This window comes from Lactobacillus sp. N54.MGS-719, from assembly GCF_000980505.1.
GTDB lineage: Bacteria > Bacillota > Bacilli > Lactobacillales > Lactobacillaceae > Lactobacillus > Lactobacillus amylovorus.
Genome location: NZ_LARO01000042.1, coordinates 1 through 13,016 on the forward strand (window position 1 = coordinate 1; position 13,016 = coordinate 13,016).

Annotated in this window: 7 protein-coding genes, 4 tRNA genes, 1 rRNA gene, 2 pseudogenes and 1 riboswitch; of the genes and pseudogenes, 12 read left to right on the forward strand and 2 right to left on the reverse strand. The window is 39.3% G+C overall.

What is annotated here, in order from left to right; all coding sequences use genetic code 11:
* The 8 genes from rrf to WS44_RS07400 form a co-directional block, all read left to right on the forward strand.
* Nucleotides 1–97: ribosomal RNA gene (rrf, locus tag WS44_RS10085) — 5S ribosomal RNA — on the forward strand; the annotation flags it as partial.
* Nucleotides 98–110: 13 nt separating this feature from the next.
* Nucleotides 111–183, forward strand: a tRNA-Asn gene (locus WS44_RS07370).
* Nucleotides 184–193: 10 nt separating this feature from the next.
* Nucleotides 194–284, forward strand: a tRNA-Ser gene (locus WS44_RS07375).
* 107 nt (nucleotides 285–391) lie between these two features.
* Nucleotides 392–1,279, forward strand: coding sequence for a zinc ABC transporter substrate-binding protein (locus WS44_RS07380; protein ID WP_013438509.1), 888 nt, complete (start codon nucleotides 392–394; stop codon nucleotides 1,277–1,279).
* A gap of 141 nt (nucleotides 1,280–1,420) precedes the next feature.
* Nucleotides 1,421–1,492, forward strand: a tRNA-Glu gene (locus WS44_RS07385).
* A gap of 5 nt (nucleotides 1,493–1,497) precedes the next feature.
* Nucleotides 1,498–1,570, forward strand: a tRNA-Val gene (locus WS44_RS07390).
* Nucleotides 1,571–1,637: 67 nt separating this feature from the next.
* A riboswitch (SMK box riboswitch) is annotated at nucleotides 1,638–1,731 on the forward strand.
* Nucleotides 1,729–2,928: a methionine adenosyltransferase gene (gene metK / locus WS44_RS07395; RefSeq protein WP_013438508.1), complete on the forward strand. Its 1,200-nt coding sequence runs from the start codon at nucleotides 1,729–1,731 to the stop codon at nucleotides 2,926–2,928. (Overlaps the previous riboswitch by 3 nt.)
* A 22-nt stretch (nucleotides 2,929–2,950) precedes the next feature.
* On the forward strand, nucleotides 2,951–4,411 hold the full coding sequence (locus tag WS44_RS07400) for an MDR family MFS transporter (RefSeq protein WP_013438507.1): 1,461 nt from the start codon (nucleotides 2,951–2,953) through the stop codon (nucleotides 4,409–4,411).
* Nucleotides 4,412–4,453: 42 nt separating this feature from the next.
* On the opposite strand, the gene WS44_RS07405 is transcribed toward WS44_RS07400, so the two are convergent.
* Nucleotides 4,454–5,116 (reverse strand): phosphatase PAP2 family protein, encoded by a 663-nt coding sequence (locus WS44_RS07405; RefSeq protein WP_013438506.1) that lies wholly within the window; start codon nucleotides 5,114–5,116, stop codon nucleotides 4,454–4,456.
* A 292-nt stretch (nucleotides 5,117–5,408) separates the two neighbouring features.
* Between WS44_RS07405 and leuS the strand changes: the two genes are divergently transcribed.
* Together leuS and WS44_RS07415 are read left to right on the forward strand one after the other, a co-directional pair.
* Nucleotides 5,409–7,823, forward strand: a complete 2,415-nt coding sequence (leuS, locus tag WS44_RS07410; RefSeq protein WP_013438505.1) for a leucine--tRNA ligase — start codon at nucleotides 5,409–5,411, stop codon at nucleotides 7,821–7,823.
* A 93-nt stretch (nucleotides 7,824–7,916) separates the two neighbouring features.
* The gene (locus WS44_RS07415; RefSeq protein WP_046433884.1) at nucleotides 7,917–9,563 is read left to right on the forward strand and encodes a polysaccharide biosynthesis protein; all 1,647 of its coding nucleotides are present in this window, start codon (nucleotides 7,917–7,919) and stop codon (nucleotides 9,561–9,563) included.
* 512 nt (nucleotides 9,564–10,075) lie between these two features.
* Here the strand turns inward: WS44_RS07415 and WS44_RS07420 are convergent.
* Nucleotides 10,076–11,225: pseudogene (locus WS44_RS07420) on the reverse strand (IS256 family transposase).
* A gap of 308 nt (nucleotides 11,226–11,533) precedes the next feature.
* Here WS44_RS07420 and WS44_RS07430 point away from each other — a divergent pair.
* Both WS44_RS07430 and WS44_RS07435 read left to right on the forward strand, forming a co-directional pair.
* Nucleotides 11,534–12,326: pseudogene (locus WS44_RS07430) on the forward strand (UTP--glucose-1-phosphate uridylyltransferase).
* 149 nt (nucleotides 12,327–12,475) lie between these two features.
* Nucleotides 12,476–13,016, forward strand: a 541-nt coding sequence (locus WS44_RS07435) for a hypothetical protein (protein WP_046433886.1), incomplete at its 3' end; no start/stop codon positions are given.

Consider the following 13,016-nt stretch of genomic DNA (forward strand, 5'->3'; position numbering starts at 1 on the left):
GGATACACCTGTTCCCATGCCGAACACAGAAGTTAAGCTTCTTAACGCCGAAAGTAGTTGGTGGGCAACTGCCTGCGAGGAAAGGAAGCTGCCGTGCTCTTTTTTAATATTCCGGCTTAGCTCAGTTGGTAGAGCGCTTGACTGTTAATCAAGATGTCGTCAGTTCGAGTCTGACAGCCGGAGTACTTTTTATGGAGTGTTGTCCGAGTGGCTTAAGGAGCATGATTGGAAATCATGTATACGGGCTTATACCTGTATCGAGGGTTCAAATCCCTCACACTCCGTAATGGGTTAAAAGAACCGTCTTGGAAGAATTCTAAGGCGGTTTTTGTTTTACCTTCATATAATATGAACAATCCTTTATAATGGTTCTAAAAGGAGCGAAGATGACATGAAGTTAAAGAAAGTATTTTTATTAATCACGACTTTATTAGGGATAGTTTTAACTCTAACTGCATGTTCTACAAAAAGAGAAGCAAATACTAAAAATCATAAAGTAGATATTGTAACTTCAACTAATATCTATGCAAATATTGCCAGAAATATCGTAGGTAAACACGGAGAAGTTCAAGCTATTATTACTAATGGCGACACTGATCCTCATGATTTTGAACCTACTACCAATTCTGCTAAAGAAGTAGCTAACGCGAATATCGTAATTGCTAATGGCTTGGGTTACGATGATTGGATGACTAAATTAGCTGATTCGAATGATATTCATGTGACCAAAGTTGGTGAACAACTTATGGGCTTAAAGCAGGGCGATAATCCGCATATTTGGTATAACTTGGATATGCCTAAACGATATGTAAATTACATTGTGAAACGGGCAAGCCAGATTGATCCAAAGAATGCGGCATATTTTAGAAAAAATGGCCGAAACTATTTAAAGAAAATTCAGAATATCAAGGAGCTTGCTGCTAAAATTGATGGAAAGCACTCTAAGCCCGTATTTGTCAGTGAGCCGGTATTTGACTATGCTCTTGAACGTTGCCGCTTTAAGATCGGAAATACTGCCTTTGAAGAGGCCGTAGAGAATGAGACGGACCCTAGTGCACAGGTAGTTCATAATATGCAGCAATCCATTAAGCATAAGAAGATTTCTTTCTTCGTTAATAATGTTCAAGCTTCAAGCAGCACTGTCAATGGAATGGTTAAATTAGCTAACCAAAATCAGATCCCTGTCTTGAAGGTGAGAGAGACCATGCCTAATGGCACAAGCTATTACGAATGGATGCGTGGCAATTATCAAAAATTATTTGATATTTTTTCAAAATAACCCTTGCATATTACTACGTTATCTAGTAATATAATAAACGTTGTGATTGAGATGTCACTCAGATAACTAAGATTTAGAAAAGTTCTTGACTTTTGAAACTCAATTAGTTATTATAATAGAGTACTCTTGATTAAGAGATATGACCCGTTGGTCAAGTGGTTAAGACACGGCCCTTTCACGGCCGTAACATGGGTTCAAATCCCGTACGGGTCACTTATGGAGGATTAGCTCAGCTGGGAGAGCATCTGCCTTACAAGCAGGAGGTCACAGGTTCGAGCCCTGTATCCTCCATCGTTCGGGACTACCGCAGAGGCGGTAGTCTTTTTTTATGCAAAAGAGCGAACGAAAGTAATAATTTTATCGGTTCAAGTCCTGAGAGGATTCACTAGTTGTTAGCTAATGAAGATGCCTTGTAACCGAATAGCCAATGTCTATATAGGGGGACTAATATGGAAAGACGTTTGTTTACTTCAGAATCAGTTTCTGAAGGACATCCAGACAAGGTTGCTGACCAAATTTCAGATGCAATTTTGGATGCGATGCTTAAGAAGGATCCTAACTCACACGTAGCTTGTGAGACGATCGTAACTACAGGTATGGTTTTCGTATTTGGTGAAATTTCTACCAATGCATATGTCGACATTCAAGATGTCGTACGCAAGACCGTCTTGAAGATTGGATATGATCGTCCTGAATTAGGTTTCGATGGTAACAACTGTGCCGTAATGGTTGATATCGATGAACAATCACCAGATATCGCCGGTGGTGTTGATCACTCACTTGAAACTAGAGAAAACAAGTCTGATAAGGATGAGTTGGACCAAATCGGTGCTGGTGACCAAGGCTTAATGTTTGGTTTCGCTATTAAGGAAACACCTGAACTTATGCCATTGCCAATCTCACTTGCTCACCGCTTGATGAGACGAGTAGCTGCACTTAGAAAAGATCATACTTTAGATTGGCTTCGTCCAGATGCTAAGGCTCAAGTTACTGTAGAATATGATGAAAATAATAAACCACTCCGTGTGGACACAGTAGTTATTTCTACTCAAACCGATGCAGAAGTTTCAAATGAAGAAATTCGCCGTGCAATGATCGACTTAGTAATTAAGGAAGTTATTCCAGCTGAATACTTGGATGAAAAGACTAAGTTTTTGATTAACCCATCTGGTCGTTTCGTTATCGGTGGTCCTAAAGGTGACTCTGGTTTAACTGGTCGTAAGATTATCGTTGATACTTACGGTGGTTACGCTCGTCACGGTGGTGGTGCCTTCTCAGGTAAGGATCCAACAAAGGTTGACCGTAGTGCTAGTTACGCTGCCCGTTACGTTGCCAAAAACATCGTAGCAGCAGGTCTTGCATATCGTTGTGAAGTACAACTTGCATATGCCATCGGTGTAGCTCACCCAGTATCAATCATGATCGATACTGCTGGCACAGGTAAAGTTGACGATGAACTTTTAACCGAAGCAGTTCGCAACGTATTTGATCTTCGTCCAGCCGGCATTATCAAGATGCTTAACTTGCGTCGTCCTATTTACGAACAAACTGCTGCATATGGTCACTTTGGCAGAACAGATGTCGATTTACCATGGGAAAAGACCGATAAGACTCAAGATTTGCTTGATTATATTAAAGATCATCAATAAAAATATTCGAGGAGTAAATTAAATGAAAAAAACAAACGTGCCTATAGTCACGCTTGCGATTTTTATGACAACATTTATGACCGCTATTGAAGGAACGATCGTTTCTACTGCAATGCCTACAATAGTTTCAGACCTTGATGGGCTAGAAATTATGAACTGGGTTGTATCGATCTTTCTGCTGATGACGGCTGTTTCGACTCCTTTATACGGAAAACTGGCGGATAGCATTGGGCGAAAGCCAGTTTTTTTGTTTGGAATTGCATTGTTTGTCATTGGATCGTCATTGTGTGGCCTAGCACAAAACATGATTGAACTGATATTGTTTAGAGTAATTCAGGGATTAGGTTCAGGGGCGGTTCAGCCAGTTGCGATCACCATTATCGCTGACCTTTATACTTTGCAAAAACGCGCTAAAATGTTGGGTCTTAACTCTGGTTTCTGGGGAGTGGCCTCAGTTATTGCTCCGCTTTTAGGTGGTTTTATTGTGCAACACCTGTCTTGGCACTGGGTCTTTTATATCAATGTACCAATAGGAATCATTGCGTTTTTATTAGTACTAGTGTATTTGAGAGAGCCTAAGCATAAATCTAGTTCAAAATTGGATTTGCAGGGAACCATTTGGTTAGTATTATTGCTTTTGGCCTTAATGTTCTTCTTGCAGGATCTTGGCAGTAACATGAATTTGCTAGTTATGGCCGCTCTAGCCGTTTTGATTGTAATCTCTGTAATTCTATTCTTTAGAGCAGAAAAACGCGCAGCGGATCCAATAATGCCACTCTCGATGCTGATAGACAAGGAGTTCTTTGCATTAAACAATATTACGCTACTTATTTCTGGTGTAGTTATTGGATTTGAATTTTATATTCCAACTTGGATGCAAGGAATTAATGGTACTAATGCCTCACTTGCAGGATTTGCTGTAACGCCTAGTTCATTAATGTGGATTGTAGGTTCGTTCTTGATTGGCGGGATGCTAGGTCGCTGGGGTATCAAGAAAACGTATGATTATATGCTGGCAATTTTGGTTGCGGCAGATCTGGTTTTAATCTTGGTGCCAATATATACTCCATTTTGGGTATTTTGCATAGTGGCCGCCTTCAACGGAACTGCCTTTGGTGCAATTACAACAGCTTCCCAAGTGCGTTCACAGGTATTGGTTCCAAAAGACGATATCGGAGTAGCCACATCATTTAATACCCTAATGAAATATCTAGGTCAAACAATGATGGTCTCCGTTTACGGTATTGCATTTAATACTATGGTAGCTAAAGGCCTGGCTAAACATCCAGGCTTGACCCAAGCAATGATGAACAAAATTGTTTCTGCAGAAAACGCTAAGACATTGGCAAGCAGTGTTGTACCACAATTGCGTCAAGTGCTTTTAGGTGGTTTGAAAGCAGTCTATATTGTTTCCATGATAGTTATCCTAATTTCAATTTTGCTAAACCAAACGTATAAAGACCGTAAAATTAAACATGAGTAACAAAAAAACAAGCATCAATTTGATGCTTGTTTTTTTAATGCATTATTTTCGTTTTCGATCCATCATTTTTGGCTCAATGTAGAAATGGTATAAGAATGAATAACCGAGTAATACAAAGGTAATTCCTTCGATCCAACCACCGAATACATCTGATGGGTAGTGAACGTGAACGAAAATTCTAGTGTAGCCAATCATGAGTGGGAATAATGCCCAAATGATAATCAACAAAGTTTTCCAAAATTTACTTTTCACTAGCAAAATAGTCAAAATAATCAAAACGCCGAACAGAGCCGCACTACCAACTGAGTGACCAGATGGAAAACTGTAGCCATCCGCATAAACCAGGTGGTGGACAAGTGGACGATGTCGTTGAACGGCATGCTTGATAATCCAATTGTAACCGTTAGCGCAGATCATTACTCCCGCGGTGAAAAACGCGTAGGCATATTGTTTAAAGACGATTAAAATGATGAATAAAATAATCGTTTCAATCGTGATTACGTTGGTATTACCTAAATTAGTAAAAGTTTTGGCAAAAGCTACGTTAGCGGGATTTGTGTTGCAAACCACGTTAATTACTGCGTTGTCGAAACTATGAATAAACTGTGAGCTCGATGAAACTAAAATTGCCCACGCAGCATAGATGACCACAAAGATGGCACCAGGTATTAAGGTGTCCTTTGGTGGATTTTCTGTATTAATCAAAAAAATACTCTCCTCTTGTAATTTTTAGCATTTGTGGTAAATTATAATCATTATCTATAAGAAAATAAAGGTCAGGAAGCAGTAACAAGGATGTTTTTTCAGAGAGAGGCTGGTAGCTGCGAAGTCTCAAAACGGAATTGTGAACTTAGCCTGGTATAAGAGCCTATCGTTGCCATCCGCGTTAAGGAGCATAATTAAGTGTCACATTTTTTGTGGAACTTAGGTGGTACCGCGATTGTTTCGTCCTATGATTTAGTTCATAGGGCGTTTTATTTTGCAAAGGAGAATAAATTTGTATAACCACAAAGTTGTTGAAAAGAAATGGCAAGACTATTGGGCAAAGCATGATACCTTCAAGACAGGTACTGATCCCAATAAAAATAATTATTACGCATTGGACATGTTTCCATTCCCATCTGGTAAGGGACTTCACGTAGGTCACCCAGAAGGTTACACTGCAACTGATATTGTTGCTAGAATGAAGCGTGCACAAGGCTACAATGTACTTCACCCAATGGGTTGGGATGCATTTGGTTTACCAACTGAACAATACGCTTTGAAGACTGGGGAAGACCCAGAAGTTGTTACTAAGAACAACATTGCTAACTTCAAGCGTCAATTGAACAAGTTAGGTTTCTCATATGACTGGGACCGTGAAGTTACCACTTCAGACCCTAACTACTACAAGTGGACTCAATGGGTCTTTGAACAAATGTACAAGAATGGCTTAGCATATGAAGCCGAAGTTCCAGTTAACTGGTCACCAGATTTAGGTACTGTTGTTGCTAACGAAGAAGTTATCGATGGTAAGACTGAACGTGGTGGTTACCCAGTTTACCGTAAGAACATGCGTCAATGGATGCTTAAGATGACTGCATATGCAGACCGTCTTTTGGAAGACCTTGATGGCTTGGACTGGCCAGAACCAGTTAAGGAAATGCAAAGAAACTGGATCGGCCGTTCAGTTGGTGCTCAAGTAACCTTCAAGATTAAGGGCAGCGACAAGACCTTCGATATCTTTACTACTCGTCCTGATACTTTATTCGGTTGTTCATACACTGTTCTTGCTCCAGAAAACAAGTTGGTACAAGAAATTACTACTGATGCACACAGAGACGAAGTTAATGCCTACATCAAGAAGATTGAATCAAAATCAGACCTTGAAAGAACTGACTTGAACAAGAACAAGACTGGTGTCTTTACTGGTGCTTACGCAATTAACCCAGTAAACGGCAAGGAAGTTCCAATTTGGATTTCAGATTACGTATTGGCAAGTTACGGTACTGGTGCGGTTATGGCTGTTCCAGCTCATGATGATCGTGACTACGCTTTTGCTACTAAGTTTGGTTTACCAATTAATCCAGTACTTGAAGGCGGCGACATTACTAAGGAAGCCTTCACTGAAGATGGTCCACACATTAATTCAGAATTCTTAAACGGCTTAAACATTGAAGACGCTAAGAAGAAGATGGTTGACTGGCTTGAAGACCACAACTGTGGTGAAAAGAAGGTTAACTACAAGCTTCGTGACTGGGACTTCTCTCGTCAACGTTACTGGGGTGAACCAATTCCAGTTATTCACTGGGAAGATGGGGAAACTACTCTTGTTCCTGAAGACCAATTGCCACTTCGTTTGCCACATGCAACTGACATTAAGCCATCAGGTACTCCAGAAAGTCCATTAGCTAACTTGACTGACTGGGTTAACGTTGTTGATAAGAACGGTAGAAAAGGTAAGCGTGAAACCAACACTATGCCTAACTGGGCTGGTTCAAGTTGGTACTACCTTCGTTATGTTGATCCACACAATGATAAAGAATTAGCTGACTACGACTTGCTTAAGCAATGGCTTCCAGTTGACCTTTACATCGGTGGTGCAGAACATGCCGTTCGTCACCTTCTTTATGCAAGATTCTGGCACAAGGTTCTTTACGACTTGGGTGTTGTTCCAACCAAGGAACCATTCCAACGTTTGTACAACCAAGGTTTGATCTTGAAGAATCACGAAAAGATGTCTAAGTCTAAGGGTAACGTCGTTAACCCAGATGACGTGATCGATGAATACGGTGCAGACTCACTTAGAATGTACGAAATGTTCATGGGACCACTTGATGCATCAATCGACTGGGACGACAATGGTCCAGCTTCAACTAAGAAGTTCTTAGACCGTGTATGGCGTCTATTCGTTAACGACCTTGACCTTAAGGCAATTCCTCAAGAACGCATTGTTGATAAGAACGATGGCGAACTTGATAAGGTTTACGCTGAAACTGTTAAGAAGGTAACTGAAGACTTTGATGCACTTCACTTCAACACTGCTATTTCTCAAATGATGGTCTTCATCAATGCTGCACAAAAGGCTAAGACTATTCCACGGGAATACGCAGAAGGCTTCGTTAAGCTTTTGGCGCCAGTTGCTCCACACATGATGGAAGAAATTTGGCAAGTATTTGGTCATGATGAATCAATTACTTACGCTAAGTGGCCAACTTACGATCCAGCTAAGTTAGTTGAATCAACTGTTGAAATCATGGTTCAAGTCAACGGTAAGCTTCGTGGCAAGTTCCAAGCAGCTAAGGATGCTGACAGAGACGACGTTCAAAAACAAGCTATGACACTTCCACACGTTCAAAAATTCTTAGAAGGCAAGGACGTTAAGAAAGTTATCGTCGTACCAAACAAGATCGTTAACATCGTAGCTAAATAAGTTAAGTTTTTCCTAAAAGAACAATAAGTTTTATACTTATCGCTTAAATTGCGTGATAATTAATTAGTTAATACTTCTTATTAGGGAAAATTCATGGAAGAAGAAAATAACTTAAATAGCAAAGATACACAAAATACGTTTCTAAAAGGCTCCGCATGGATGACCTTTGGTTCGATTGCTTCAAGAATTCTAGGTGCGCTATATATCATTCCATGGTATGCATGGATGGGTGCATATGGGAATATTGCTAATGCGTTGACGGCTCGAAGTTATAATATCTATACCATTTTTATTCTAATTTCGACTGCTGGAATTCCCGGTGCAATTGCCAAGCAGGTAGCCAAGTACAATGCGCTAAACGAATATGGTATTGGACGTAAGCTATTTCATAGAGGATTAGTCCTAATGGCAATCCTAGGTGTCGTATCGGCCACGATTATGTATTTTGTCTCGCCGCTTTTGGCGTCAAATGGGAGTCAAAGCGATCCGAGACAGGTTGCGGTTATGCGTAGCTTGTCTTATGCCATTTTGATTATTCCGATTTTGAGTATCATGCGTGGATATTTCCAGGGTTACGCGGATATGATGCCGAGTGCCATGTCGCAATTTGTGGAGCAGTTTGCGCGTGTGGTATGGATGCTGTTAACTGCCTTTGTAATTATGCAAGTGCAGCATGGTTCATATGTCCACGCAGTTATTCAATCTAATTTAGCTGCCGCAATTGGTGCCGCATTTGGTATCGGCTTGCTTGTCTGGTTCTTATTTTCAAGAAAAAAGCAGCTAGATAGCTTAGTTGCTCATTCCAATAATCGTCTGCGAGTTTCAACCACACAATTATTTGTGGAAATTATTGAACAGGCTATTCCATTTATCATTATTGATTCAGGAATTACATTGTTCTCATTGGTTGACCAATATACTTTCCACCCAATGATTGCTGGTTTGGTTCACGCTAGCTCAGATACAATTGAAGACTGGTACGCACTGTTTGGTTTGAATGCTAACAAGTTAATTATGATTATCGTTTCTTTGGCTAGTGCGATGGCGGTAACTGCAATTCCGCTTTTATCAGCAGCGCATACAAGGGGCGACTTCAGAAGCATTTCTAGACAGATTGCGAATACGATGGACTTGTTCTTATTCGTAATGATTCCAGCCGCATTTGGGATGGCAGCTATTAGTAGACCAATTTATACCGTCTTTTATGGTCCAGATCCACTTGGTAGTAAAGTGCTTTACTTATCTGCATTTACTGCAATTAGCTTGGGTTTGTTCACGGTGTTAATGGCAATTTTGCAAGGTTTATCAGAAAATGGCCTGGCTATTAAATATTTAGTCTTAGGTTTAATTCTAAAAGGGATCTTGCAGTTCCCAATGATCTTTTTATTCAAGATCTACGGACCACTAGTTGCTACTAATCTTGGTTTATTAGTAATTGTGCTTTTATCACTTAAACACTTGGAAGTACAATATGATTTCAATTTGAATAGAACCAGCCGCAGATTAATCGGAATCACTGCATTTTCAATCGGGATGTTCTTGATTGTTAAATTGGTAGAAATGGGTTTAGGCAAGTTCTTGAATCCAGATCATAGAATTACGGCTCTGCTTTTAGTAATTTTATCTGTTAGTGTCGGTATTGCCTTTTATGGCTTTGCTGCATTGAAGACGGATTTAGCCCAAAAGATTATGGGTAGTCGAATCGAAAATATTTTGGTTAAGTTTCACATCCATGGTTAAAATTGAATAAGACAAAAACAACCAATGTCGTCATGCAGACATTGGTTGTTTTTTGTTACATTTAAGGGTTTTAAAACAATGTGCAAAAATTATTCTAGGAGTGTTGCATTTGTAATGATAGCTAATCTGGAGTAACAGCAGTTAAAACAAAGACCCCAATTAGTTCAAGTGCTAAAAAAGTAATTCCAATAGTGGCTGTCATAATAAGCCATCTCCTTATCTGGAGAATAAACATCATAATGTTTATTCCAATTCATATTATCCTTTACACCATTTACTTTAACATAGAATTCATTATAATAAAAGCGCTTTCATAAAAAGAGTGAGAAAAAAGCCGATTTAATTTAAATCGACTTTAGTGCCCCTGCCAAGGACCTTTATTATAACATTTACTATAAGCAAAAGTTATAACTAACTAGTAATTATAAATATTTCTCAAATTCTTCTTTTGGAGACTGTCAAGAAGTTTGTGTAAATAATCTCTCTCGTTGATTGACTTTTTTATTTATCTTTTAATCAAAATAGGATTCTAGGGTGTCTCGAACTTGCCCAAATCCTTTATGAATCCTGTTAAAGTAACGGTCATTGTAATCCATTGCCTGAACTCCAATAAAGGTGTCAAGCGACTGCTCAGTTGGAAATTCTGTTTTAGGCTTGGTTTTCCGCTTAAGCCTGTTGTTAAAGGATTCAATCATGTTAGTTGAGTAAATTGAAGCTCTAATAGCTGGCGGATAGTTGTAAAAGGTTAACAGATCAGGCTCAACCTGTCTAAGATCTCTAACTACGTTTTTGTAGGCTTTTTCCCAGTTTTGATAGAATTCATGCAGCACCTGTACAGCCATTTCTTTGTTTGACTGAGTATGAATCTGCTTGAATTCATCCAGTGCTTTTTGTCGATCGTCAACCCGCATTTTGGCACTGATATTACGCATGACGTGTACCAAGCAGCGTTGAAAATGCGCTTTAGGATAGGACTGGCAGATAGCCTCTTTCATGCCAACTACTCCGTCAGACAAGAAGAGTTCTACCTGTTCAAGGCCGTGACTCTTGAAGCCTTTGAGCATTTCGCTCCAAATCTCAATATTTTCAGTAGGCGCAATACAGTGGTCGATCACTTCTTTATGACCATTAGGTTTGATACCGATGGCGATATAAACTGCTTAGCGCTCATAAGTGACCCGCTTAAGAGGAATATGGGTGGGATCGAGATAAACGCAGAAGAACTTATCTGACAGATGTCGCTGATGATATGCCTCAACTTTGGGAATCATTTCTTTAGAAATATTGGAAACCATAGCTGAAGAATAATAGCCGCCATACATTTTCTCAATCAAATCAGCGATTTCTCGGGTTGTGACGCCCTTGGAATAGAGCTTGATAACAGTTTGCTCTAAAATATCAGTATGCCTTTTATAATCTGGCATAGTGTGTTGATGAAACTCACCGTTTCTGTCTCTAGGAACTTTGATTTATATTTGTCCGAATTGCGTATCAACCTTGCGGTAATAAGCACCATTTCTAGAATTTCCGGTATTCCAGCCATCGTGCTCATAAGGATTCAAGCAGGTCATTGACAGCCTGTTGGAGCTTTTGTCTAAATAAATCATTAATTTTATCCTGATTGAATAGAGCATTAGCCATATCTTTGGTAAAATCATTCATGAAGGAATCTCTTTTCTAGTATGTTTTTCGTTCAAATCAATCATACGGGAAAAGGATTCCTTTTTCTAATATTCAGGGAAATAAAATTAAGGAAATATTCATCCTTACACAAAATATTTTACGGTCTCGAGTTTTTACGTCAATTAGTCTTTTCTAGATTTGAGAAATGGATGTATATGAAAGTAAATAATTTACAGGAATGTCTGGGACTACAGCTTTAAAAAATCTTTTTATCAGATACACCAAATGTAAGTAGAGATAGAATATAATATTTTGAGAAATAAAATATAATTATTAAGTTGATCGATATAAGGAGAGAAAAATATAAAAGTAAAAAAGCAGTCATCCCTGTGGCTGAATTAAGTACGCATTTTTGGTCAAAAATTAAGGCATTGCCTAAGAAAAAGCGGACAATTGTGGACAAGCCGACGATTCAAGCCTTGAGTTGCAAAAGACCGGTAAGTCAGAGTTGCTTAAGTTGACCGAGGGGATCACTGATCTTGGCGTTAATTTGTACTACACCCGTCAACCACATCCGGCTGGCTTAGGGAATGGGATGCAGTTTACCGTGCACGTAGCTTCGTTGGTAACGAGCCATTCGTGATTATGCTTGGCGATGACTTGATGAAGGATAAGACTCCTTTGACTAAGCAGCTGATCAATGATTATGACAAGACTCACGCTCCAATTTTGGCTGTCATGAAGGTGCCACACAAGGAAGTTTCTAAGTATGGCGTGATTGCACCAGAAGGTGAGATTGCTGACGATTTGTACAACGTTAAAAGTTTTGTCGAAAAGCCAGCAGTTGATAAGGCACCAAGTGATTTGGCTATTATTGGACGTTATTTGTTAACTCCTGAGATCTTCGATATTTTGGAACACCAGAAGCCTGGTCGCGGCGGCGAGATTCAACTGACCGACGCAATCGACAAGATGAATGAGACTCAACGCGTTTTCGCTCATATATTCAAGGGTCAGCGCTTCGATGTAGGCAACAAGGAAGGTTATCTTGAAACCTCGATCCAGTATGGTTTGCAACACCCCGAGACCCGTGATGCTTTAAAGAAGTATATTCTGGAGCTTAGTAGGACGTTGAAGTAGGGTTGGATTAGGTAGATGCTTTTTTATAAGCTGTTTCAGTTTTTTGGGGCTGGAGCGGCTTTTTTGTTGCTATGAGAGCGTCTTGACTTGCGAACGTGTGATCAGCATGATAGCATTTCAATGAATGTATAAGAGAAAGGAGGAGTGTTATGGCAAAGATAGTGTATTTATCTTTAGATAAGTGCAATAACGACTCATATCATCATGCTGATGTTAAGCATGATGATCGTTATGAAAGTGGTGTAAATATAGCTTTAAAGCAAGTAGTTAGTGATGCTACCTTGCCTATTGATTTTAATAAGAAAAATTCTCTTATTGTAACTGGTACTAAACTTCTACCTAAGGAAAATCGTTGGGTAGATATTTCTGTTTATCATGAAGAATCAGTTCAGGTTCCAACTTTTATTGCGGACGACAGCGGTCAACTGAGCCAGCTTAAAGCTTTATATATCAAATTGTGGGATAAATGCAGAGCAAAACAGATTAGATCTAAAAAACTTATTGTTAAAGATGTAGTTTTTAATTTACCTTCTGATTTTTCAGATTTGCTTTCATGTCCTGTTGATGACATTTTTATTGTAAAGGCTGATTTTCATGCGTACGGTGTTCCTACAGCAAAAGATGAAACAACTGTAAATTTACACCTGCCACCTAAGTATCTGATACTTGAATATTCTGGTCACCGTATTT

Coding starts and splice junctions, on each gene's coding strand:
- WS44_RS07380 (WP_013438509.1), top strand. CDS start 392: ATGAAGTTAAAGAAAGTATTTTTATTAATCACGACTTTATTAGGGATA.
- metK (WP_013438508.1), top strand. CDS start 1,729: ATGGAAAGACGTTTGTTTACTTCAGAATCAGTTTCTGAAGGACATCCA.
- WS44_RS07400 (WP_013438507.1), top strand. CDS start 2,951: ATGAAAAAAACAAACGTGCCTATAGTCACGCTTGCGATTTTTATGACA.
- WS44_RS07415 (WP_046433884.1), top strand. CDS start 7,917: ATGGAAGAAGAAAATAACTTAAATAGCAAAGATACACAAAATACGTTT.